Raw genomic sequence first — 23,661 nt, 5'->3', positions numbered from 1 at the left:
TGGAATGCGCGGGCCCCGACAGTCCTGTGTTATCGGGTCAGCGGGCTGTAGAAGACCAAGCCGTTGCCGTTATTGTCGTAGACCACTGCACGGCGTTCGTGTCCGTGGTCATACGGGCCTCCCACAATGCCACCGCCGTTGGCTTCCACGGCCTTCGCCGCACTGTCGACGTCGGCGGTCCTTATGCCGACGACAACTTGCCCGGGCATGGGATGGTCCACCGCAGTCGCCAACGCGACGGTGATAGTCCCTCCATCTAGGGCCGCGAAGTGGTCCCCGTCGCGGAACTTCAACGGCATTCCCAGGGTCTCGCAGTAAAACCGGACCGATTCGTCCAAGTTGTCGGTCGACAGGACGATCATTCGCACATTATGCTCGCTCAATTGAGCCTCCCTGAGATTCGGGTTGCGGGACCGGCCAGGCACTTCCGCACCGAAGGGCGCGGATCCTGTCATTGCGCGACACCCTGGCCGGCGTCACTGTTCCGTTCCACGTGTCGCATTGAGGATCGCGCGGTCTGAAGTATTCGACTGTGCAACAGCAAATTTGAAGATTCGACGCCGAGACTGGTGCGACCGACACAGGCGGAAGTCGCCTTCGCTCGATCGTCGACGATCAAACGCCAATCCCCGTTCAATCAGGATATCCGATTGAACGGGGTCTACTTACAAGCCAGTACCGGCTGCCATCGCAACGTCAAGTAGGCGCCTGATCGATCCGGCAGGTCCGACCTCACTCGGCCCGAGGAGAGGTCAATGCCTGGACCGCCGCAGTTGACATCGTCTTGACGATCGACTCCTGGTCAAGCCCTTTGTTGAGGGTGGGTACGGTATTCAACATCGAGAACACCGCCTGCGTAAGCAGGCGTACCTCCGGATCCGACAACTCTGGCCGCAGCAGCGACACTGTCGAAATCCACTCCTCGGCGTACATATTCATCGCTCGTCGAATGCGCCGGCGATCCGTTTCGGGAAACGCGTGCTCGTTCTTGAGGAAAATCAGCGTTGTCGGAGCCGCAGACAGGACCGACCTGATGTGGAATTCGACCATGGCGTCCAGCGCAGCACGCGGATCGGGTTCCGACTCCACCGTCGCCCGGGCGGACTGATGGAGAAACTCCAACGGATTCTCCACCACTGCGATGAGGAGGGCCTGCTTGTTCTGGAAGTGACGATAGAGCCCGGGAGCGGAGATTCCTGCCTTCGCGCAGATCATCTCGACCGTAACCGAGTCGTAGGGTTTGTGCAGGAACAGATCGGCGGCGACTTCCAGCAGCAGCTCCCGGCGTGACCGGCGAACCGTTGGCGCGGCTGATGGCATCTGGTCAGCCTTCATGGTTCACAACAGCAACGGGGCAGCCCGAGAAATCTGAAATCAGCACATGCCGAGTGGCACACCGCCTGCAAGCGTCGCTCGCATCCACCTTGATCAGCTCCATGCGACTAATAGTAACACGCATTAACACAATCGGACAGCAATCGGACACCTGTCGGTGTTAGCTGCGGGCCCACACTCCCCGCGCGACCGCACACTTGTGCGCCTGGCCAGGCATGTTGCGAGCCGTGGCGAGTGAAAGCGCCCAAATGTCCGCCGAGTGTTGACAAGCTCACACTCTCGTTCTACGTTAATGCTCATTCACGTTAATGCGCATTCACACACGAAAGGTTGTGGCCATGCGATTCATCTTCATGAGCGAGGGCGAAACGCCCCCGGGGCATACCCACGAGCACCGTTACCGGGAGCTCGTCGACGAGGTCCTCCTCGCCGAAGAGGTGGGTTTTGATGCGTTCGGCACCTCTGAGCAGCATGTGGCGATTGGCACGGCGACGACGTCCGCGCCAGAGGTCCTCTATCCGTACCTGATGGCGCTGACCTCACGCATTCGGTTCGTGCACCTGGTGACCCTGTTGCCCACACGCATCAACCACGCGCTTCGGGTCGCCGAGAGGCTGGCCACCGAGGACATTCTGTCCAACGGCCGTGTGGAACTCGGTGTCGGCCGAGGCAACACCACCCTTGCACTGCGGGCCTTTGAGGTTTCACCGACGGAAAACAAGGCCCAGCAGATCGAGGGGCTCGAAGTCATTCGCCGCGCGCTGCACAACGACGTCTTCTCCTTTGTGGGCGAGCACTACAAGATCCCACCACGAAGCCTCGTACCCAGAGGAATTCAGACTCCCTATCCTCCGATCCACATGGCGACCGGGAGTCCCGAGTCTGTTCGAACTGCGGCGGAGCTCGGCGTCGGCGCGATCGTCGGAGGCTTCTACCTAGGCTTCGAATTCCTCGAGAATATGCTGCGTATCTACGATGACGCTCGCGACGGCGCGACGCACACCTACCCAGTTCAGGCACAGAAGCTCGTTGCAGTCGGCGGCGGTATGCATTGCGCAGAAACACGCGACGAAGCCGTCAAATGGGCGAGAAGCCTCACTGAATCGGTCGCGCTCTCGACCGACGCGTACCAACGCCTCTCGAAACTCTCCGATGACTACCAGTACATGGGAGCCGTCAAGCATCTGGACTTCAACGATGAGCGCTACATGTTCGAGGACTCCTCTGGCTTCATCGTGGGCGATCCCGACGACTGTGTCGCCCAGGTACAGCGGTTCGCCGACTTGGGTGCCGACTCGCTCGTTATGCGCATCGACGGGCTCCCCCACAGGGAATTGATGAAGTCGATCGAACTTTTCGGCAAGTACGTAATCCCCAAGTTCAAGAACCCCCGCGCTGTGGTGCGCACCCCTGCCGCGGTTCTGGACGACATTCGCGCCGCCCGGCCGGCCCACTACGCCGAGGTCGAAGCGTTCGAAAGTGCACAGAAAGAAACAACCGGAAACAGTGTCGAGGTAGGAGAAGCACGATGAGCACATTGGCCACGGATGACATTTTCAGCCGATACCCGAAGGAGATCTTGATCGAGCGCAAGCCGAACGGGGTACTCCTCATCACCATCAATCGTCCCGAGCGACTCAACTCCCTGACGCTGCCGATGTTCAAGCATCTGTCCGAAATCTGGGAGGACGTCGACCGAGACCCCCACACGCGTGTGGCTGTCATCACCGGCGCCGGCCGCGGTTTCTGCACGGGCATGGACGTACGCGAACCAGACCCTACTCTGGATGACGCGATCGAACTCATGGAGGATGAGCGGCGGCGGATTACGACCCTCCTGAACATGGACAAGCCTCTCATCTCCGCGATCAACGGACCAGCGGTGGGCTGGGGTTTGTCGATGGCATTGCTCGCGGATATCAGCGTAGCTGCTGAAGACGCCTTGCTTCTGGACGGCCATACCCGCATCGGGGTGGTTGCCGGCGACCATTCTTCCCTGATCTGGCCGCTGCTGGTCGGCATGGCCAAAACTAAGTACTACCAGCTGACGTCAGCAAGCCTGACCGGTGCGGAGGCCGAGCGGATCGGCTTGGTGAGCCTCACTGAACCGAAAGGCGCCGTGCTCGAACGCGCCTTGGCGATCGCCGATGACCTTGCCCAGGGCTCGCAGCAGGCAATCCGCTGGACGAAGCGTTCACTGAACTCTGGTTGGCTGACCAACGCCCTTCCGCAGCAGGAATTGTCGGCTGCGTTGGAAACCCTCAACTTCGCCGGCGCAGACTACGCCGAGGCCCGACAAGCCTTCCGCGAAGGGCGACCGGCCCAATTTCCCTCCGTCCGCCGCGATGACCACCTCGTCGTTGGTTCCCCGGCGACGCAAGAAGTTGCCGGGTGAAGCATGAGAGGGCCTGAGACCACACAAACCGCCGGGTTCACGGCCGCGGACTTTACGGGTGTCCTTGTCGTCACCTTGGACCGGCCGCCGGCAAACGCACTGAACCGATCAGCCATTCGCAATCTTGCGGCGCTGTTTGCCGACCTCACCGAGATGCGTGAAGCACCCCCGGTCGTCCTCACAGGCCAGGGAGAACGATTCTTCTGCGCCGGAGGCGATATAAAGGAACTCGAACAAGCACCCCAACAAGAGTTGGACGCCCGGATGCGGGAGTTTCACACGCTACTTGTAGCAATGGACAGATACCCGCGACCGGTGATCAGCGCGATCAATGGTCACTGTGTGGGCGGTGGCATGGAGATTGCTCTGTTCGCCGATACTGTGCTGGCCGTCCACGGTGCGCGTTTTGGATTCCCAGAGATCAATAACGGCCTCCTACCGGCCGATAAGGGTATTCAGCGTGCCGCCCGACTACTCGGAGCACGTACCGCGAAGCGACTGCTGTTGTCGGGGGAACTATTCGATGCTGAAACCGCATTGGAAATCGGTCTCGTCGATGTCCTCGCGGACCCCGCAGAGCTTGTCGCTGCGGCTGTCGTATCGGCGCGCGAGGCCGGGGCCAAGGCACCGGTGCTCTACAGCGCATTGAAACGCAGTGTCAACGATTCCGACGACTCTCGCGACGAGGTCTCCCTGCATCGCACACTTGGGTCTGCCGCCGAGTACTTCGATGACCCCGTCGCCCGTGGACTACGAGATAGCTGGAACGGCAGTCGCACTCGAGGAGGTCAGGGATGAGGGTGGAGTCATGTTAGCCGTCCTCGTTGCGGGCCTGGTCAGCGGTGCGGTTCTGCTGCTCGCGACCGTGGGCTTCGAATTGGTGCGCCGGGTGGAGGGCTTCCTGAATATCGCGCTGCCCCAGCTGATCGTACTCAGTGGGTTCAGCGCGTACGGGTTCAACGTGCTGCTCGGGTTTCACTGGATAGTCTCGTGTCTCGCGGCGATCGCGGTCACGACGGTGGCGGGCGTCGTATCAGCTCGGCTGATCTTCTGGCCGATGCGCGGGCGTCCGCACTATATCCCCATGATCGCATCTGTCGGTCTCGCGTTCTTCATTCACGCGATGATCGAGGTCTTCACGGGATACGGAGTAAAGACACTCGACGTCCCTCTTCAAGAGACCTTCCGTATCGGTGGGATTGCCGTGGCTGGAATCGATCAGGTCGCTGTAATCGTCATTGCCGCTCTGGTGGTCATGGCACTGCACTTTTGGCTGTCGAAGTCCTACAGCGGACGGGCGTTGCGCGCGATGGCCAACAATCAGGCACTGGCTCAGATTCGCGGTGTCAACACCACTTATCTGCAATACATCACCTGGGCGGTAGCGAGTGCGCTGACTGCGCTGGCGGGAACGCTCATCGCCTTGACCGCACGCATTTACCCTGAGCTTGGCTGGGATCAGGTGTTGATCATCTCCGCCGCCGCAATCATCGGCGGGCTCGGCAGTATCTATGGCGTGATGCTCGCGGCAGTCCTCGTCGGTCTTACGTCAAGTCTCGCGACCCTTGTCATTCCGTCCGAATACACCCAGATGGTTGTGTTCGCGGTAATCGCCTTGGTCGTGTTCATCCGGCCTGAGGGCCTTTTCAGCGGGCCGAAGGAGCGTGTCGCATGAGCACTCTGCTGATTCTTGGCGGACTGATCACTCTAATGGGGATCTACGCCGTCGCAGCCCTGGCACTGAACCTTCAGTTCGGCGTTGGCGGGATGGTGAATTTCGGTGTGGCGGCATTCTTCGGTGTCGGCGCCTATGCCTACGCACTCACCGTTCTGCCGGCACCGTCCGGGTCATACACATACCTTCTCGGGCTCGGTTTGCCGTGGTGGGCGGGCGCAATCATTGGTGGTCTTGTGTCAGCTCTGCTCGCGTTCGTTGTCGGAAGCGGCCTGCTGAAGGTCGGTGGGGAGTACCTCGCCGTTGTCTCGCTTGCGCTTGCCGAGGTGATCCGCCAGTTGTTCATCAACCAGCCGGCGATCGCCAATGGGGCGCGCGGGCTGCTGAATGCGCCGGTGCCCAGCCTCGATATCGTCCCGGGTCGAGCGCAGGTGTTGTTCGTCGCTGCGATCGTTGTGGTTGTTCTAGGAATCAGCTTCTTGCTCTTCCGGCGGGTGACTCGGTCGGCGTTCGGCCGAAGTCTGCTCGCGATCAACCAGAACGAAGCAGTGGCACGTTCGCTCGGGGTGAACGTATACGCGGTAAAGCTCAAAGCTTTCGTCTTTGCGGCGTTCTTCATGGGTCTGGCCGGGGTGATGTATGTGTGGTATCTGTCGATCCTTACTCCGACTTTCTTCAACGTGAATATCACCTTCACGGTCTTCATTGCTCTGATTATCGGCGGGACAGGCAGCAATGTCGGCGCGATTCTTGGTGCGGTTGTTCTGTTGGGCCTGCGGGAGGGCCTCACATACATTCAAGTGGACTTTATTACACCGGAGCTGCTGGCCAGCCTTCAGGACGCACTGCAAGGTTTGGTCCTCATTGTGATTCTCCTGTTCTGGCCGGGTGGCCTCTTCCGGCCGCGACTGTCCGTCTACCCGCCACCACGCTCCCCCTCCGTGACACCTGCTGTGTTGGCGACTTCTGTGGCAGGTGGTCGCTGATGACTGCACCGAATCCCTTGCTCGAAGTGAAGGGCGTTGTGAAGAGCTTCGGTCAGCTCCGGGCGCTCGACGGTGTCGATATGACCGTTAGCAGGGGCAAGGTTACAGGACTCATTGGGCCAAACGGCTCCGGCAAAACCACGCTGTTCAATGCAGTCTCCGGTTTCCTGAAGCCTGATGCAGGGACGGTCGTGTTCGACGGGCGTGTCGTGACAGGGGCTCCGACGCATCAACTTGCGCGGATGGGTCTGAAGCGCACGTTCCAGAACACTGCTGACTTCACTGACATGTCAGTCGTGCAGAATTTGCTCACCTCTGTGCGCACTGTGCCAGGCGAGCGCCTCTCACGCCTCTTCACGTCTCCGCGCGCGATCTCGGCGAGTGAGCGCAGCTTGGTCGACCGTGCATGGATTCTGCTTGATCGCCTGGGTTTGGTCGAATTGGCGAACGTCCGGGCGGGAGATCTGTCGATCGGCCAAGGCCGCCTACTGCAGATCGCCCGGCTGCTCATGGAACCGCCGTCGCTGTTGATGCTCGACGAGCCGTCCTCGGGCCTCAACCCCGACGATCAAGACCGCTTATCTGCGACAGTGCGTCAGCTGCGCGATGTAGAGGGTGTCACGGTGCTCGTCATCGAGCACAACATGTCCTTCATGAACGCAATCTCCGATGCGCTGTACGTCATGCACGACGGCCATGTCATTGCAAGCGGCCCACCGGCGGACGTCATCCGCGACCCCCTAGTTGTCGAAACCTATCTGGGAGTACGCCGTGCCACTGCTTAATGTCGAAAACCTCACCAGCGGCTACGGTCGAAACAACATCATCCGGGGCATTTCTCTTGCCGCAGAAGAAGGATCGATTACAGCCATCATTGGCCCTAATGGAGCCGGCAAGACAACCCTCGTGCAGACCATCGCCGGGGTGGTCGATGCACGCGGCGGGAGCGTCAGACTTGGTGGCGAGCCCCTCGATGGGATGTCCGCCCGCGAGCGCGCACGCCGTGGCCTCGGATATACACCTCAGCTGCGCAACGTTTTCGGTGCACTATCCGTCGAGGACAATCTGGAAGTTGTCACCCGCGCGATGCGATTGCCTCATGATCGCGTGGACGAGGTGTTCGAACTGTTTCCGATCCTCGCAGAGCGCCGAAAGCAGCGATCCGGAACGCTCTCCGGCGGACAACGCCAGCAGCTCGCAATCGCCTCCTCGCTGCTCATGCGACCACGGCTGTTGATTCTCGACGAACCCACTACCGGTCTTGCGCCCCAGATTGTCGATTCGCTCATCGAGCAGATCTGCGTCATCGAGCGCAGCGGGACCGGCGTCTTATGGATTATCGAGGAGCATCCCAGCCAGATCCTGCCACTGTGCGAACGCGTATTTCTCATGGAATCGGGCCAAATTCATCACGAGGCAAACGGGCCGCAGCTGCTAGCTGATCCGGGCTTCGCCGAGATGTTCCTGGGTGCTCGAATCCCACAGGCGTGAGCAGCACGCATGCCTACCGCAATCGCAGAAGAGAAGCAGGCTTCACTCTCCTCGCTTCTACCAGAGAAAGTCCGACCCCCCCAAAGCAGTAGTTCACAGGAGATTGAGCGATGAAAGTACTCAGAACAACAGCAGGCAAGGTATCGGTCGCATGCGTCGTCATGGCGACGGGGGCAGTGCTCACAGGTTGCGGCAACGGTGGAGGGGCGTCGGGCGGAACCACGGTGATCGGTGTGGCCGCGCCGCTATCAGGCGAAGCGGCGGTCTTCGGCGGGCCTGTCGATTCGATCACCCGAGCAGTAGTGAACCATGTCAACAAGCGCGGCGGCATCAATGGGACGACCCTCGAGGTTGTGAGCGAGGACGAGAAGTTCAACGCCGAGGATGGAGTCCGCGCCGTCACCAAGCTCATCAATAAAGACGACGCGCAATTCATCGTGGGTCCGACGTCATCGACGTTCATGGCGACGCTCAGCCAGGCAGAACGCAGCGAGGTTGCGATCGCGTCTCCGTACTCCGGCATCGTCGAGTACGACGACCAGGCCAATCCCTACACCTTCCGCACTATTGGTCCGGACACTTTCGATGGCCTGGCGGTCGCTAAAAACATCTGGGACAACGGCATCAAGACCCTGTCCATACTCTACGAAAACTCCGACTCAGCGCGAAGCACGTCGAGCTGGTTGGAGGATTATTACACGAAGCTCGGTGGCAAGGTGGTGGCGAAGGTCGCTTTCAACGGCGGACAGAGTTCCTATCTGCCGGAGGTGCGCAGCGCCTTTGAGCCTCAACCCGATATGGTGTTCCTCGCCGGCTCCGTGGAGCCTGCTGTACCGATCGTGCGCGAGTGGGCGCGGTCGGGGTTACCTGGCAAATGGGCATTTATCGCAGAGTTGACCTTCCCCGTGCTGCTCGACGAGGTTGGGGCGCAATACCTCGAAGGCGCGTACGGTCAGTCCGCGGTCGCGGCAGACTCGCCGTCCGTCGCGGGGATGCGCGATGTGCTGGTCGAGGAGTATGGCGTCGAGCAAGGTGCGGCCATCGCTCAGCAGCCCACGGCGGCCATGGCATACGATGCGATCGTTTCGGGACTCTTGGCGATGGCGGCCGGCGGCGAGGCCACCGGCACGGCGATTGCCGAGAACCTTCACAACGTGACTGAGTCCGGCGGCACTCCGGTGTTCTCCCTGGATGAAGGCCTGGATCTCCTGGCGAGAGATGAAACGATCGACTATCACGGTGCCAGCGGTCCCGTCAATTTCAACTCGACGAACACTGCGGTGCCCGACTACGGGATTTATCAGGTAGTCGACGGGAAGTGGCAGGTAGTCAAGCGTTACACGGGCACCGAAATCAACGACTTAGCTGAGGAATTGCAGTGACCATGGAGATGGAGAACACTGTTTCAATGAGTTCGCGTGAGGGCGGCAGGGATGGAATACCGGTACTGCGCAGCGTCTCGGGATTCGAGGCCGTGGATCGCACCTTCGCGCAGATGTTGTGCGACCGCGCCGAGCGCGAACCGGACACGGTCGCATTCTGCAGCTGGGTTGACGGCGCTGCACGCCCGACCAGCTGGAGCGAGTATCTAGACGAAGTGCGGGCGACCGCACTGGGCCTCCATGATCTCGGGGTGGCGCCGGGCGACCGGGTGGCCATCATGTCTTCCACCCGCCGAGAGTGGGTTGTGGCGGCACTCGGGATCCTGAGTGCGGGTGGCGTTCCCGTCGGGGTATACCCCACAAGCTCGACCCCTGAGGTAGAGCACGCGCTCGAGAGCAGCGGCGCGACCGCGATCTTCGCCGAGGGCAGGTCCGATATCGCGAAAGTAGCTGCGGTCGCTCCCAAGTTGCCGCACTTACGTGCAACTGTCAGTTTCGATGCCGAACCGGCAGACTTTCCGGAAACCGTCAAAGCAGTACGGTGGGAGTCTTTACGCGCCGTCGGGAGCGCCCGGGCTGTGGCTGAGCCGGAACTGTTCTCGCTTCTTGTCGAAGCGGGCGACATCGACCAGCTGGCGGCCCTGTTTTACACCTCAGGATCCACTGGAGCGCCGAAGGGCGTGAGGCACACGCACCGCACACTCCAGTACTCGGTACTTGGTTTCGCAATGTCCTACCCCGAGATCGGCAGGTCCCGGCACGACCTCGTGGGATTCCTCGGACTTTCACATGTTGCGCCGGCTCTGATCGGAGTCTTCGCGCCGATAATGACCAGGCTCGTCGTCACCTACTGCACCATGGATCAACGGGTCGAAGCGCTCTGTGGGGTGCGGCCAACTGCTGTCCTGTGGCCGCCGAGGATGCACGAGAAGCTCGCCAGCGAAGTACTGCAGGCGCTTGCCGAGTCCGGCAGAGCTCTCCGCTTCGGATACTCGATTGCGATGAAGGTCGCGCGCAGGGTCAGCGATTTACGCTGGCGTGGGCAACAGGTGCCAAGGTACCTCGAAGTCCTCTACGGCGTGTGCCTGAAATACGTGTTCCTGCCACTGCGGGCGAAAGTCGGCATGGATCGCATCAAGGTGAGCTGGACAGCCTCCGGGAGCATGGCCCCCGACGTAACCGCGCTCTGGCATATGTGGGGTCTCGATCTTCGCGAGCTTTTCGGTACAACGGAAACGTGCGGCTCCGTGATCGCCCAGTGGGATCGCGCCTTTCCAGCGCCGGGAACCATCGGAAAGGCCATGCCCGATCCCCGGTGGGTTGTCCGTGTATCCCACGAAGGCGAGTTGCAGGTGCGCAGCCCATGTCTCTTCGACGGCTACTGGAACAATCCGGAGGCGACGGCCTCGGCGCTGGAGGAGGGGTGGTACCGCACAGGCGATCTTGTCGAGCAGAGCTCCGATGGCGAGGTGAAGATCATCGGGCGAATGAAGGATGTCCTCAAAACCAGTGGCGGCAAGAGCGTCAGCCCGCAGCCGATAGAGGTACGGCTCAAAGCGAGTCCGCTTATCGACGAGGCGATCGTTGTGGGCGAAGGCCGCAAGTACCTCACCGTACTGCTCAGCGTCAGCGACGAGGTGCAGGCAATGACTCGGGATGCCCGCGATGCTGCTCTGACCCGATGGATCGACGAGGTCAACTCCGAACTCGCCCGCCCGTTGCAATTGAAGAAGTTCCGGGTTCTGCCGCGGGCGTTGTCAGCGGCAGCGGGAGAGCTGACGGCCAAAGCCACCATCCGACGCTCTAACATCCTCGCCTCCTTCACCCATCTCGTCGACGAGATGTACGACGCAGGCGAGCAGGACGAGATTGCCCGCCAGGCCCGATTTGCCAGGCCGGATCGCAAGTAGGTGCCACCATGAACGAACTTCGGATCGAGTACATGACGAGTGCCGAGATCGGTGACGCAATCGCAGGTGGGGCCCGCACCGCGATTCTGCCCCTCGGTGCAGTCGAACAGCACGGCCGGCATCTACCGCTGTCGATGGACGCTGACCACGCCGACGCGCTTGCAGTGCGGGTCGCGCGCGACCTCGGAGGTGCGCTCGTCCTGCCGACCGTTCGTGTCGGGTACTCGCCGCATCACCTCGGATTCCCCGGCACACTGTCCCTCCGCGCATCGACTCTCGAGGCGATCTGTGAAGATTACAGCGCGCACCTGGCTGCGTCCGGTTTCGAGCGGATTGTCGTGTTCTCGGGCCACATCGGCAACTACCCGGTCATGCGCGACTTCGAGTTACGTCTGGCGGACAAATTGGCACCACTGTCGGTCATCGTCTTCACCGACAGTGAAGCGATTCTGGACGCCTGGCGCTGGGCCGCCGAGGACGTGGCCTCCCTGGGCGGCAACGTCGGTGGGCATGCTGACGTCGCAGAAACCTCCGTGATGCTCGCACTTCATCCCGACAAGGTTCGCGTCGAACGCTTTGCCCGCGGATACTCGGGCTTGGTTGACAAGGGACTCCTCGATCGTGCCTTCCGGGAGGGCATCCATTCGATATCCCCCAACGGAATCCTGGGAGACCCTGCAGGCGCGTCTGCATCCATCGGGACGGTATGCCTCGACGCCGTCACCTCACTCATTGTCCAGCATGCGCGTGCCAGGGGTGCGTGACATGCACGAAATACGAGCAACCCCAACGCGATCATCCGACGCCGATAAATCCAATTCATCTCTCAGCCAAGGCGGTACGCCATGATGATTTTCGATCCAGTAAAGACGGGTGACTCGGAACGGGATACCACCAGGCTCCGCCGACTGTATGGGCAGTATCCGACTGGCGTCGCGGCAGTATGCGCGCTCCAGGAGGGACGACCGATGGGAATCGTAGCTACCTCGTTCACACCAGTGTCCATGGACCCGGCGTTGGTATCGATCTGCGTGCAGCACACTTCGACGACGTGGCCGACTCTGTCCAAGGACGGCCGTCTAGGTATTTCGGTCCTGGCATCGACGCACGAAGCGGCGAGTCGCCAGATCGCGGCCAAGAACGTCGACCGGTTCGCCGGGATCTCCTGGTTCGCAGGCGAATCCACTGCAGTATTCCTAGCCGACGCCGCAGCATGGCTCGATTGCAGGATTTCGACGTCGATCCCCGCAGGGGACCACGATGTTGTAATTCTGGAGGTCAACAGCACCGCGGTAAATGAGACAGCGCAACCCCTTGTCTTTCATGACAGCCGTTTCCGCACCCTCGTGATCGGTGAGGGATAGCGATGACCGACGTCTGCGATGTGAAAAAGAGAATCGAATCCGCGACAAACGCGTTGGCCACCGGAAGGCCGGCACTGATCGTCAGTGGAGCTGACGATCAGGAGGTCGCCGATGTGCTGATTCCTGCCGCCCTAGCCGGCCCACGGTGGACCGCCTGGGCAGTTCGATACACCTCCGGGCTGTTGTGTGCGGCGATGCGTTCGACCCGGGCAGACGAGCTGGAACTGCCCGCAATGGTGAGGGGCAACGGCTCCAGCACGACAACTCCGGCCTTCGGTGTAGGGGTCGACGCCGTTGCCGGCGTCGGAACCGGTATCAGTGCGACAGACCGGTCGCGGACCGCTCGCGTGCTCGCCAGCCCGCAGACCCGCCCAGTGGATCTGACGCGGCCGGGACACGTCCTGCCGTTGAGAACGGCTTCACGTGGAGTGCTCGAGCGCCGAAACAGCGCGGAAGCGGCGGTCGACCTGTGCGAAATCGCCGGACTTTCGCCGGTAGCGCTGACGGCCACGTTGCTGGGTGATGATGGAACCCTGCTGCAGGGCACGGAACTCGCGGCCTTCGCCCAGGTTCACAGCGTTCCAGCGGTGCAGGTCCAGGATGTGGTGCACTACCGCCTACACCACGGCGACGGCCACGTTGGGCGGGTTCGCCAGACGGCTACACGGATTGTGGACCTTCCTGACAGGTGCATGCGCGTAGTCGACTTCGACGACGAACTGACCGGTGCCCACCACACAGCCTTCATCGGTTCGACGACGCCTGCGGCAGCTCCGACGGTGTACATCGTCTTCGAATGTTCGCACCGCGATCCACTCGCACCCGACTGCGGGTGCCGACAGGAGTTCGAGACCCGTCGTACCCGAATCGCCGCAGAAGGGGGGATCATCGTCTACTTGCGGTCGAACCCGCGGCCCGCCAACCAGTACACGGTTCAGGGACACGAACTCGCACAGGGATCCATCAGTTCCATCCTCACCCACCTCGGATTCACCACGGTCATCGTGTCCGGATGGCCGGGTGATCAGCACCCGACATCGGCCCGCGCGCTCGACCTGACGCCGACTGTCCGCAATCCGGCCTACAAGATCGCCGCCTCGCTCTGACTGCCTCCAACCGGGGCAGGGGACCAAAACCGTGGGCGCGAACTTGACGCCGCTGAAACTCCACTTCCCCTCGAGGTACCGACGTAGTCGGTACCGCCAACTCGCAACCCGACCCGCCCAGCGCTTCGGATGAAGCGCTGCCTCAACTGGAGGATCCGTGACCGGTCTCGACGTTCCTTTGACACCCATTCGCTTCCTCGAACGTGCAGTCGAGGTCATGCCCGACAAAATCGCAATCATCGACGGCGAGCGTCGATGGACCTACCGTGAATTCGGTGCCTCGGTACAGTCCCTCGCGAAAGCGCTCCGCGCTTCCGGTATTACGGATGGCGAACGCGTCGCATATCTGGCCACCAACTCCGCCGAGCTGCTCATCGCCCATTACGCCGTCCCGCTCGCGCGCGGGGTACTCGTTGCGATCAACACACGCTTGTCAGCGGCCGAGATCGAATACATCTGCGGGCATTCTGGTGTGCACCTGCTCTTCGGCGAGATCGAGCTACTGAAGCCGCTGCTCCACGCCGGACTCGATTTCTCCACCGTCGACGAGTGGATCGAACTACCAACGGTGGAAGGTCTTTTCACCGCATCTAACGAACTTCACAGCTATGACTCGCTGCTGACACGCGGCCAGGGCGATGATCTACGCTGGGAGATTGACGACGAAAACCGTACGCTGGCAATCAACTACACATCCGGCACCACGGGCCGCCCTAAAGGAGTCATGTACTCCCATCGCGGCGCCTACCTCAACTCGCTCGGCGAAATCTTACATGCAGGCTTTGACAAGACCACCAAGTATCTGTGGACTCTGCCGATGTTCCATTGCAACGGATGGTGCACGACCTGGGCGGTCACTGCCGCGCTCGGTACACACGTCTGCTACCGGGCGGTGCGCGCCGACAGCATGTGGTCGCTGATCGACGAGCACCAGATTACCCACCTCAACGGAGCACCGACAGTTCTGACCCTCCTGGCTAACGCTGAGCAGGCCCATCCCCTCACGACACCGTTAACCATCAGCAGTGGAGGTGCACCGCCCAGCCCCACCATCATCGCCGGGATCCGCGCTCTTGGCGCATCGATAGTGCACATCTACGGCCTCACTGAAACCTACGGACCCTACTCGGTCTGTGAACCCAAGCCCGAGTGGGACGAGGTGGATGTCGAGGACCACGCGAAACTCATGGCGCGCCAGGGTGTCGGCATGATCACTGCCCAGCGGCTGCGGGTTGTGCGTCCCAGGCTTTCACCGGCGGGCGAGTTGACCGACGTGGCCGCAGACGGCACAGAGATGGGCGAGATCGTCATGCGCGGCAATACCGTGATGAAAGGCTATTACGACGACGAGGACGGGACGCGGAAGGCAACCGAGGGTGGCTGGTTCCACTCAGGTGACCTGGGCGTCATGCATCCCGACGGATACGTGCAACTTCTCGACCGTGCGAAGGACGTGGTGATCTCCGGGGGAGAAAATATTTCGACGATCGAAGTAGAGCAGGCAATTCTGTCGCATCCGGCGATACTCGAAGCCGCCGTCGTGGGGGTACCTGATGACAAGTGGGGCGAACGGCCAAAAGCGTTCGTGATGACTGGCAATGGAGCGCACATCGACGAGGCCGAGGTCATCGCACACGTGAAGTCGCGGATCGCGTCATACAAGGCACCCAGATCGGTCGAGTTCGTCGACGACCTTCCCAGAACGTCAACAGGAAAGATCCGCAAGAACGAACTGCGTGATGCGGAGTGGAGTTCACGGCACAACATGATCAACGGCTGAGAACTGTCGAGCTGTTGCACTGGCGGTGGCGCCCGCCGCCGCGCCGGGGCATGTCCGGTGCCGAAAGGCTATTCCTCGGGCCGACCACCGTTTGCACCGTGACTGCTTCGCAGAATGCCTGCACCAGAGCACTTCCGGCGTCTATCGGAGAGCGCAGTAATCACGTCGCCGCGGCGCGGAGATCGCCGAAAAATGGTGGTCGTGCTTGGGCATTGTGCTAACCCCCCAGCGAGGTTGTAGGCGCACTGGTGCGCAAAATGCTGAAGTCTTGCGATGGGTGTTGCACAAAATACATGCCGATGCTCAACTATAGGCGAGTTCTGCACACGGGACTTCCTCTTCAGCAGGCGGATTCACCGACCGCGGCGTCGGGCTCTCACCAGAGCCGCCCGCTGACATCACCGACCGACCGCTCACGACCTGTGTCTGGCCGCAGTTCAGTCGGTCCCACGAACTCATAGGCAAGGACGCAATCATATGCAGGGCACGAACACAGTCGACACCGGCATCAACACCGCTCCCTCCCCGACCCCCCGAGGCGCTCGTGGAGATCGAGCGACGCGTGTTGTGGCTGTCGACCGCGATGATCCACCACGCGAACCGGATTCGCCCCAACCCCACGGGGCTGAAGGTCGGTGGTCACCAGGCGTCGTGTGCGTCGATCGTGACCATTATGACCTCGCTCTGGTTCGAGCAGCTCCGTCCCGGTGACCGGGTGTCGGTCAAGCCGCATGCCTCTCCGGTGCTACACGGCATCAACTACCTGCTAGGCGAGCTGGACGAGAAGTATCTGACGACGTTGCGGGAGTTCGGTGGGTTGCAGTCGTACCCGAGCAGGTCGAAAGATCCTGATCCGGTGGACTACTCGACCGGGTCGGTCGGGATCGGGGCGACGGCGCCGATTTGGGGTGCCATCGCCCGCCGCTTCGTCGACACCCATCTCGGCGGTGCCGGGACGGGCCGGCAGTATTCGCTAGTCGGGGACGCGGAGTTAGATGAGGGCGCGGTGTGGGAGGCGATCCTCGATCACTCCGTCGCCGAACTCGGGGAGATTGTGTGGATCGTCGACCTGAACCGGCAGTCCCTGGACCGGGTGGTCCCGAACATCGCCGCCGGCCGACTCGAGGCGATGTTTGCTGCCGCCGGCTGGCAGGTGCTCACCGTGAAATTCGGGACCCTGCTCGAATCACTGTTCAGCCGACCGGGTGGGTCGGCGCTGCGCACCCGAATCCTGGACATGCCCAATCCCGAGTACCAGCGGCTGCTGCGCTGCACGGCCGAGCAGGTGCGGGACCGGCTGCCCGGCCGCGGTCCAGATGCGATGGAGATCGCCGCCCTGATCGCCGGTCTTGACGACGACACTGTCCTGCGCGCCATTCGCAATCTCGGTGGTCACGACCTGGACGCCCTGCGCGCCGCGTACGCGCAGATCGACGACACCCGTCCGACGGTGATCATCGCCTACACGATCAAGGGCCGCGGCCTGCCGACGCAGGGGCATCCGCAGAACCACTCCTCGCTGCTGACCGTCGAACAGTACGAACAACTCGCCACCGAACTGGGCATGGACTCGAAGAACCCATGGGCCCGGTTCGACACCGACAGCACCGCAGGCCGCGTCTGCGCCGCCTCCGCCGAATGGCTCGCCCGCGATCCCGTCGAACTGGCAACCCCGCCCGCGGTACCGGCCGACATCGGCCGCACGCCGTCCGGCACATCGACGACGCAGGCCGCACTCGGCCGGGCGTTGCTCGACCTGAGCCGCCAAGCCCCGGACGCCGCGAAGAGGGTCGTCACCGTCAGCCCCGATGTCAGCTCCACCACCAACCTGGCCGGCTGGCTGAACAAGGTGGGGGTGTGGTCGCCGAACGAGCGGCGCAACTGGTTCGACGACGACGCCGAGACGATCATGCACTGGCGGGAAAAGCCCACCGGGCAGCACATGGAACTCGGCATCGCCGAGACGAACCTGGTCGGGCTGATGGGCGAGCTCGGCGCGACGTGGAGCCGGTGGGGGCAGCCGCTGTTCCCGATCGGGGTGATGTACGACCCGTTCGTCGAACGCGCCCTCGAACCCTGGTCGTACGGCATCTACGCGGGCGGGCAGTCGATCCTGGTCGGCACCCCGTCCGGGGTGACCCTGGCCGCGGAGGGTGGGGCGCATCAGTCGATCAAGACCCCGTCGATCGGCCTCGAACAACCCGGGTGTGTGAGTTACGAACCAGCGTTCGCGATCGACCTGGAGTGGACCTTGCTCGACAGCATCTCTCGCCTGGGCCGCCCCGACGGCTCCTCGTCGTACCTGCGCCTGTCGACCCGCCCCGTCGATCAGACCCTCGCCGCCGTCCCCACCGATCCCGCTGCGCGAGAACGTCGCCGCCGTCAGGTCGTCGCCGGCGCCTACACCCTCCGCCACACCGACAACCCGGCGGTCACCCTGGTCGGCATGGGCGCCATGATCACCGAAACCCTCACCGCCGCCGACCGGCTGGCCGAGCAGGGGATTGCCGCCGACGCCGTGTGCGTGACCAGTCCCGGGTTGTTGTTCGAGGCGGTGCAGGCCCGCCGTGGACTCGCCGACGGCCCGTCGTGGATCCTCGACCAGGTGTTCCCCGCCGACCGGGCGGCACCGATGGTAACCGTCCTCGACGGCCACCCGCACACCCTCGCATTCCTGACCGGGATCAACAACGTCCCCGGCGCGGCGCTCGGCGTCAGCAAGTTCGGGCAGGTCGGCTCCCTCGACGACGTCTACCGCTACCACGGCATCGACACCGACAACATCGTCCGCGCCGCCCTCGACCTCACCGACTGACCCAGAGAGACATCACGAATGACCACGACACAGACAGACACCACCGTGGTGTTGCCGTCGCTCGGTGAGAACGTCACCGAAGCCACGATCACCCGCTGGCTCAAGGCCCGCGGGGACCGAGTCGAGGCCGGAGAGCCGCTGCTCGAGGTGGCCACCGACAAAGTCGACACCGAGGTCCCCTCCCCTGCCGCAGGCACCCTCCTCGAAATTGTCGCCCCGGAAGACACTGTCGTCGAGGTCGGGGCGGCAATGGCCATCCTCGGCCCACAGTGCAGCGATCCCCAGGACACGCCGGCGCCCGCTGCCGCTCCAGAGGGGCCTGCACCCACATCCCTATCGAACCCGGCTCCCCCTCCAGCTTCACCGCCTTCCGCAGGTGACCGGGTGGAGAAGCTGCCCCGCATTCGGCGAACCATCGCAAAGCGCATGCTCGAATCCCTGCAGACATCAGCGCAATTGACCACGATCGTCGAAGTCGACGTCACCGGCATCGCACGTCTGCGTCTCCGGGAGAAAGATGCGTTCCTGCGCCGCACCGGGGTGAAGCTGTCTTTTCTGCCGTTCTTCGTCACCGCCGCCGTCAAAGCGCTCGCCGAGCATCCCGTGATCAATTCGTCCCTGAACGCCGACTGCACCGAGGTGACGTACCACGGGGCGGTGCACCTAGGCATGGCCGTCGACAGCGACAAGGGACTGATGGTTCCCGTCATCCGCGACGCAGGAGCATTGCGAATTCCTGAGCTCGCGAATGCAATCGCCGTCGTCGCGGACAGCGTGCGGGACGGGACGATCCGGCCCGACGACCTCTCCGGCGGCACGTTCACCATCACCAACACCGGCAGCCGCGGAGCCCTGTTCGACACCCCGATCATCAACCAGCCGCAATCGGCCATCCTCGGCATCGGAACCGTCGTCGAACGCGTCGTCCCCACGCGCGGCGAGGGCGGCGCACTCCAGATCAGCGTCCGGTCGATGGCGTACCTCTCACTGTCATACGACCACCGCATCGTCGACGGCGCCGACGCTGCCGGCTACCTCGCCGCCGTCCGTCGCGTCCTCGAAGGCGGATTTCTCCCCTCGGACCTGCAGTGAATGCGCCAGCACACGTCCCAGGTTCTATGCCCGGACACCGCACCAGTGACGATCAAAGACTCGTCGAATTCGCCCTACGGTGGGCACCGATAGTTGCCCTCAACGACAATTTCCCCGACTTCGACGAGTACATCTTGCCGGAGTTCGGACTGCATCCAAAGGTTTACTATCGGAGACTCCTCACACTCCTTCTGACGCCCCCGAGCCCACGCCTGGATCCATCGGACCGGCAACACATCATCGCACTCTGCCAGCACAAGTTGGACGCCACACCACCGACAATCTGCAGTTGAGCGGAGCGAGCACCGAGTTCTCCAAACGATCATGTCCAAACAAACGAAATCGAATAGCCGTTCGGAGTATCCCGAACGCAGCACTACCACCGGAAACCACACGTCCATGTCCTCAGATTCCCTCACCGACCAGCTGAGCGCCTACCGCCGCCAGCGCCGCGCTCGAATGTCCGAGAAACTGCGTCGAGCGCGACACCGCCAGTTACCAGACGAAAGCGTTGATCTCATACGTTTCGCACAGGCATGGGCACCCTACGGAAAGGTGCCCACGGAAGAGATTTTCGTCCGATACGGTATGACAGCGGCGCGATACCTCGAGGTTCTTGCCGATGCCCTCTCAATGCCGGACTGCGACCCCCAGACCGCCACCACGCTCCGATCCATCTACTTCTCACATCGCACATCACGGTCTGATGGGACCAAGCGACGCCGAGAGCTAGGGACTGTCCAGTTAACGATGTAACTGTTTGGAATGTAGCTACTTTCGTCCGGTGGACAGACGTCCGTCGAAGGTGATCTCGAAGGCGTTCAGTGCTGCCTTCCATCGGTTGGACCAGCGCTGGCGGGCGGTGCCTGTGGGGTCGAGGCTCATGATGGCCAGGTACACACACTTCAGGGCCGCGGCCTTATTGATCACGTGGAATCAGAACGAGGCTGGAACGATCTGGGCCAAGGAAACCACGGAACTGGGAGGCAGGCTTGGGAACGGTGGTGCTGGAGGAGAAGTGGCCGGTGCGCGGCAGGCACGAGCACGCGGCAGGCTGGTTGCGAGTGTGGGTCGATCTGGGTCGAGCACCGCGGACGATCGACGCGTATGCGCGCGGGCTGGCGGAGTTCCTGCAGGTCTGTGAGGACCATGGCATTCGACCCGGTCGCCGCTAACCGGGCTGATGCCGCGGTGTTCGTTCGCGAGCTGACCGGGGTCCAGAGCGAGAACGCGTGGCCGAGGATGACCGGTGAGTTGTAGTACGGATCGATGGTGTCCCAGATCAGTTCCTGGGGGAAGAATGTCGAGGCACGGTTGTAGTCCACGATCGACACGCTTCGCTCTGTCGGAGTGGAGGTCCTCGCCACCACGAGATACGTGCAGCCGGATCCGTAGGAAGCGGGGCCGTTGCTCAATCCCGGGAGCACTGTGACATCGGTGACGTCGGCCAAGGCCGTCGTGCGGACCACATCGAAGCGGCGCTACATAGGGCCACCACCGACAAGGCGCGCCGGGCAATTCGCGAGAGTCTCATCCCGGGAGGTCGGCGTTCGAGGCGCATCCGTTACATTCCGTCTCTATGTTATTGCACCACAATAGTTTTCGATTGACGACAACACATATTATGTCAACTTGACTGCTCCGTATTTCATCGGATGCATCGACTTACGGTGCTGTCGATACGCCCTGAAGATGGTCGCCCGAGGATGGGCGTCCCGCGAACGCCCTGTAGAGACGGACCCCAAATCCGACCGCACTGGCCTGGCGTATCGTCAGGGAACCCGAAATCCACGGAAAGTCACCTCATAACGGGGCCGGAACCCCTGATTCGTGTAGAGACGAATTGCACCGGTATTGCTGGGACCACGTGCAAGAAGGCACGTTCCCCGCGGGCGGAGATTCGGTCCATAAGGGTCCGAACGGGACGGGCGGCGTGGCCACGGCCGCGCGCCTCAGGTGCAGTGCATACAGCGCTGATCTCGGTCCAGCCCGCGGTGACGGATCCCCCGGTAGGCGCCCAGCTCCGGAGCGGGACCAGAACGGACCCGGACGAGTCCGGGCGACGAATTCGGACATATCCGTCACCATTGCATTTCCATCTCCGGTATGGACGGTGCGGTTGGCACGGTTCATCTCTTCCAGGGCATAGCAATCCAGCGCCGGGTCGGGTGGGAAGATTTATGGGACAGCCCGGTTCACCGGTGCATGGTGCGGGGTGACCTGGCGATGGGTCAGTACCAGCGTGGCTGTCCAGGTGATAGCGAATGCGCCAACGACAGCGTATCCGAGGAATTCGAAGTTCTCGGCGATGGCGCCGATGGGGGCGAGCCGTCCTGGGGGGTGTGAACTGGCCTAGGGCGCGTCTGACAAACATGTGAAGCGTGGTGCACGATGATGTTCGGGTGACTCGGTTTCAGGTGTTGTCGGATGAACAATGGGATGCGATCGCGGAGCTGTTGCCGGCCCGTACGGGTCGGCGTGGTCGTCCGTTCGCCGATGCCCGGTCGATCGCCGAGGACATCATCTACCGGTATCGGTGCGGGATCGCCTGGCGCGACGTTCCGCAGGTGTTCGGCCCCTGACAGACAATCTGGACCTGGCATCGGCGGCTTGCCGGTGACGGCACCTGGGATCGAGTGCTCGAACGGCTTCTGACCGCGGCCGACGCCTCCGGAATGATCGACTGGGCGGTGTCGGTGGACTCGACCATCGCTCGCGCCCATCAGCACGCCACGAACGTCACCCGCCACACAGGGGACTGGATCGAATTACACGAATCCACACCTCGAGCCGCATGACCACGCCATCGGCCGCTCCCGCGGCGGCTTGTCGACCAAGATCCATCAGCTCGTCGACGGTCACGGGTTACCGCTGGTGGTGTTGGTGGCGCCGGGGCAGTCGGGCCATTCACCAGCTTTTTCCTACCTGCTCGCACACCTGCAGGTACCGCGTGCCGGTGGTGGGCGTCCCCGCACCCGCCCGGATCGAGTCCGGGGCGACAAAGGCGTACTCCTCGCGAGCCCACCGCCACCTACTACGCCGCCACGGAATCGGGGCGGTGATCGCGGAACCGGACGATCAGGCCGGACATCGGCGCCGGCGGGGTTCACTCGGCGGCCGCCCACCAGCATTCGACCGTGATGACTACCGGGGTCGCAACGTCGTCGAACGCCGGTTCTGTCATCTAGAACAATGGCGAGGACTGGCCACCCGCTACGACAAACTCACCATCGTCTACCGAGCCGCAGTGGTCCTCAACGCCGTCATCGCCTGGACCCAACATTTGTCGGAGATGCCCTAGTTCGACAGAAACCGATCCACGACCGCCGAGAATTCGCTTGCCCGCTCGACCTGCGTCCAATGGCCGCAGCGACTGAAGACGTGAAGATCAGCATTCGGCAGCGTGTTCATCAGGTTGATCCCCGCCTCGACCGGAATTACGCGATCCTCACGGCCGTGGACGACCAGGGTCGGGGTGGCGATGCGGGCGTAATCACCTGCCTCGATTCCTAGCTCGCTGGCCCCGGTCTTGGGGTTGATCTCCATCTTGCGGTACGTCTCGAATGCCCCGGGGGCGATGCTGGCCTCGTGCCGGAGTTGGACGAGTTCGGGGGTGATGATGGTCGGATCGACGGCGAAATACTTGATGAGCAGTTCCTCCATGCCCTTCAACGAAGGCTCGTATGTGCGCAGTGCGGCTAGGCCCTCGCTGGGGGTCATTCCAGGGCTTGGAGTACCCAGCAGCACCATCCGATTCAGAAGTTCGGGGCGCTTGATGGCCGTGGCCAAAGCGAGAAAACCCCCTAGCGAGTTGCCGACGATCGAAGTGCGTTCGATCTTCATCGCATCGAGGAATCCCCATACGTGATCGATCCACGTTTGCGCAGAATATCGAATGTCGGTGGGGCGCTCCGTGTAGCCGAACCCGACGAGGTCGGGCGCCAGCACGCGGTGACGCTCAGCGAGCACCGGGATGGTGTGCTGCCAGTTCGCCCACGCCGATACGCCGGGTCCTGAGCCGTGCAGAAGCAACACGGGGTCGCCCGATCCTGCCTCATGGAAGTTCGTGGCGATTCCGGCTACCTCGATCGTGGATCCTGGCTGTTCTGTCGTTTCTGTCGATACAGTCATCGGCGGGCCCTTCCTTCGTTTACATTCATCTGTGTCTGTGATCCAGTTAACGTGTTCGGGGACTCGCCGAACATCCGGGAAAACTACGGATGTCCACATCACGTCGACGCCGCAGATTGCACGCGCTGCGAAGATTCGGGCTCGCAGCTCGCTTCGGAATGCCGTTGCATCACTGCGATATTGACAGGATCAGTCGACG

24 protein-coding genes and 1 pseudogene are annotated in these 23,661 nt (G+C 62.3%); 20 read left to right on the top strand and 5 right to left on the bottom strand.

Annotated elements, in window-relative coordinates; translation table 11 throughout:
• Nucleotides 1-29: 29 nt before the first annotated feature.
• The gene (locus CBI38_RS14390) at nucleotides 30-383 is read right to left on the bottom strand and encodes a VOC family protein (RefSeq protein WP_109335083.1); all 354 of its coding nucleotides are present in this window, start codon (nucleotides 381-383) and stop codon (nucleotides 30-32) included.
• Nucleotides 384-732: 349 nt separating this feature from the next.
• Nucleotides 733-1,320 carry a TetR/AcrR family transcriptional regulator gene (locus tag CBI38_RS14385; RefSeq protein ID WP_109329766.1) on the bottom strand — a complete coding sequence of 196 codons (588 nt, stop codon included), beginning with the start codon at nucleotides 1,318-1,320 and terminating at the stop codon, nucleotides 733-735.
• A gap of 323 nt (nucleotides 1,321-1,643) precedes the next feature.
• Between CBI38_RS14385 and CBI38_RS14380 the strand changes: the two genes are divergently transcribed.
• The 15 genes from CBI38_RS14380 to CBI38_RS14310 all read left to right on the top strand — a co-directional run bounded on the left by CBI38_RS14380 (nucleotide 1,644) and on the right by CBI38_RS14310 (nucleotide 19,331).
• Nucleotides 1,644-2,867, top strand: coding sequence for an LLM class flavin-dependent oxidoreductase (locus CBI38_RS14380; RefSeq protein ID WP_335743622.1), 1,224 nt, complete (start codon nucleotides 1,644-1,646; stop codon nucleotides 2,865-2,867).
• Complete coding sequence (locus CBI38_RS14375) at nucleotides 2,864-3,730, top strand: enoyl-CoA hydratase/isomerase family protein (protein ID WP_109329762.1); 867 nt, start codon at nucleotides 2,864-2,866, stop codon at nucleotides 3,728-3,730. Before CBI38_RS14380 ends, CBI38_RS14375 begins: the two co-directional genes overlap by 4 nt.
• 3 nt (nucleotides 3,731-3,733) lie before the next feature.
• Nucleotides 3,734-4,528 carry an enoyl-CoA hydratase/isomerase family protein gene (locus CBI38_RS14370; protein WP_109329760.1) on the top strand — a complete coding sequence of 265 codons (795 nt, stop codon included), beginning with the start codon at nucleotides 3,734-3,736 and terminating at the stop codon, nucleotides 4,526-4,528.
• A gap of 10 nt (nucleotides 4,529-4,538) precedes the next feature.
• On the top strand, nucleotides 4,539-5,405 hold the full coding sequence (locus CBI38_RS14365; RefSeq protein WP_162603223.1) for a branched-chain amino acid ABC transporter permease: 867 nt from the start codon (nucleotides 4,539-4,541) through the stop codon (nucleotides 5,403-5,405).
• Nucleotides 5,402-6,391, top strand: a complete 990-nt coding sequence (locus tag CBI38_RS14360) for a branched-chain amino acid ABC transporter permease (RefSeq protein ID WP_109329756.1) — start codon at nucleotides 5,402-5,404, stop codon at nucleotides 6,389-6,391. Before CBI38_RS14365 ends, CBI38_RS14360 begins: the two co-directional genes overlap by 4 nt.
• Nucleotides 6,391-7,176 (top strand): ABC transporter ATP-binding protein, encoded by a 786-nt coding sequence (locus CBI38_RS14355; protein ID WP_109335082.1) that lies wholly within the window; start codon nucleotides 6,391-6,393, stop codon nucleotides 7,174-7,176. The genes CBI38_RS14360 and CBI38_RS14355 overlap by 1 nt, the downstream gene beginning before the upstream one ends.
• Nucleotides 7,163-7,882 (top strand): ABC transporter ATP-binding protein, encoded by a 720-nt coding sequence (locus CBI38_RS14350; protein ID WP_162603222.1) that lies wholly within the window; start codon nucleotides 7,163-7,165, stop codon nucleotides 7,880-7,882. Before CBI38_RS14355 ends, CBI38_RS14350 begins: the two co-directional genes overlap by 14 nt.
• 110 nt (nucleotides 7,883-7,992) lie before the next feature.
• On the top strand, nucleotides 7,993-9,264 hold the full coding sequence (locus CBI38_RS14345; RefSeq protein WP_109329752.1) for an ABC transporter substrate-binding protein: 1,272 nt from the start codon (nucleotides 7,993-7,995) through the stop codon (nucleotides 9,262-9,264).
• Between the two features lie 26 nt (nucleotides 9,265-9,290).
• A complete protein-coding gene (locus tag CBI38_RS14340) occupies nucleotides 9,291-11,174 on the top strand; it encodes an AMP-dependent synthetase/ligase (protein WP_230990189.1) in 1,884 nt (627 codons plus the stop codon).
• Between the two features lie 8 nt (nucleotides 11,175-11,182).
• Entirely contained in the window at nucleotides 11,183-11,938 is a 756-nt protein-coding gene (locus CBI38_RS14335) for a creatininase family protein (protein ID WP_109329750.1), read from the top strand.
• Between the two features lie 81 nt (nucleotides 11,939-12,019).
• Nucleotides 12,020-12,538: a flavin reductase family protein gene (locus CBI38_RS14330; protein WP_109329748.1), complete on the top strand. Its 519-nt coding sequence runs from the start codon at nucleotides 12,020-12,022 to the stop codon at nucleotides 12,536-12,538.
• Between the two features lie 2 nt (nucleotides 12,539-12,540).
• A complete protein-coding gene (locus CBI38_RS14325) occupies nucleotides 12,541-13,644 on the top strand; it encodes a 3,4-dihydroxy-2-butanone-4-phosphate synthase (RefSeq protein ID WP_109329746.1) in 1,104 nt (367 codons plus the stop codon).
• Nucleotides 13,645-13,801: 157 nt separating this feature from the next.
• Nucleotides 13,802-15,424 (top strand): AMP-binding protein, encoded by a 1,623-nt coding sequence (locus tag CBI38_RS14320; protein ID WP_204164927.1) that lies wholly within the window; start codon nucleotides 13,802-13,804, stop codon nucleotides 15,422-15,424.
• A gap of 475 nt (nucleotides 15,425-15,899) precedes the next feature.
• Entirely contained in the window at nucleotides 15,900-18,239 is a 2,340-nt protein-coding gene (locus CBI38_RS14315) for a transketolase-like TK C-terminal-containing protein (protein ID WP_109329744.1), read from the top strand.
• Nucleotides 18,240-18,257: 18 nt separating this feature from the next.
• Complete coding sequence (locus CBI38_RS14310) at nucleotides 18,258-19,331, top strand: 2-oxo acid dehydrogenase subunit E2 (protein ID WP_109329742.1); 1,074 nt, start codon at nucleotides 18,258-18,260, stop codon at nucleotides 19,329-19,331.
• A gap of 771 nt (nucleotides 19,332-20,102) precedes the next feature.
• Here the strand turns inward: CBI38_RS14310 and CBI38_RS14300 are convergent.
• Nucleotides 20,103-20,261, bottom strand: a complete 159-nt coding sequence (locus tag CBI38_RS14300) for a hypothetical protein (RefSeq protein ID WP_472515503.1) — start codon at nucleotides 20,259-20,261, stop codon at nucleotides 20,103-20,105.
• Nucleotides 20,262-20,323: 62 nt separating this feature from the next.
• Between CBI38_RS14300 and CBI38_RS14295 the strand changes: the two genes are divergently transcribed.
• On the top strand, nucleotides 20,324-20,506 hold the full coding sequence (locus CBI38_RS14295; RefSeq protein WP_204164926.1) for a hypothetical protein: 183 nt from the start codon (nucleotides 20,324-20,326) through the stop codon (nucleotides 20,504-20,506).
• Nucleotides 20,507-21,129: 623 nt separating this feature from the next.
• Here CBI38_RS14295 and CBI38_RS39070 read toward each other — a convergent pair.
• Entirely contained in the window at nucleotides 21,130-21,705 is a 576-nt protein-coding gene (locus tag CBI38_RS39070; protein WP_230990187.1) for a GNAT family N-acetyltransferase, read from the bottom strand.
• Nucleotides 21,706-21,733: 28 nt separating this feature from the next.
• Between CBI38_RS39070 and CBI38_RS39065 the strand changes: the two genes are divergently transcribed.
• From CBI38_RS39065 to CBI38_RS39050, 4 genes and pseudogenes are all read left to right on the top strand, one after another.
• Nucleotides 21,734-21,913, top strand: coding sequence for a transposase (locus CBI38_RS39065; protein ID WP_230990186.1), 180 nt, complete (start codon nucleotides 21,734-21,736; stop codon nucleotides 21,911-21,913).
• A gap of 54 nt (nucleotides 21,914-21,967) precedes the next feature.
• The gene (locus tag CBI38_RS39060) at nucleotides 21,968-22,129 is read left to right on the top strand and encodes a hypothetical protein (RefSeq protein ID WP_230990185.1); all 162 of its coding nucleotides are present in this window, start codon (nucleotides 21,968-21,970) and stop codon (nucleotides 22,127-22,129) included.
• 4 nt (nucleotides 22,130-22,133) lie between these two features.
• A pseudogene (locus CBI38_RS39055) lies at nucleotides 22,134-22,232 on the top strand (IS5/IS1182 family transposase); the annotation flags it as partial.
• A gap of 49 nt (nucleotides 22,233-22,281) precedes the next feature.
• The gene (locus CBI38_RS39050; protein WP_230990184.1) at nucleotides 22,282-22,632 is read left to right on the top strand and encodes a transposase; all 351 of its coding nucleotides are present in this window, start codon (nucleotides 22,282-22,284) and stop codon (nucleotides 22,630-22,632) included.
• On the opposite strand, the gene CBI38_RS14280 is transcribed toward CBI38_RS39050, so the two are convergent.
• Entirely contained in the window at nucleotides 22,629-23,462 is an 834-nt protein-coding gene (locus CBI38_RS14280) for an alpha/beta fold hydrolase (RefSeq protein WP_109329738.1), read from the bottom strand. The two genes, CBI38_RS39050 and CBI38_RS14280, sit on opposite strands and share 4 nt — an antisense overlap.
• Nucleotides 23,463-23,661 lie beyond the last annotated feature (199 nt).

Source organism: Rhodococcus oxybenzonivorans, assembly GCF_003130705.1.
GTDB lineage: Bacteria > Actinomycetota > Actinomycetes > Mycobacteriales > Mycobacteriaceae > Rhodococcus_F > Rhodococcus_F oxybenzonivorans.
Note: the sequence above shows the minus strand (reverse complement) of the source record. Positions and strands in the feature narration are given on the sequence as shown.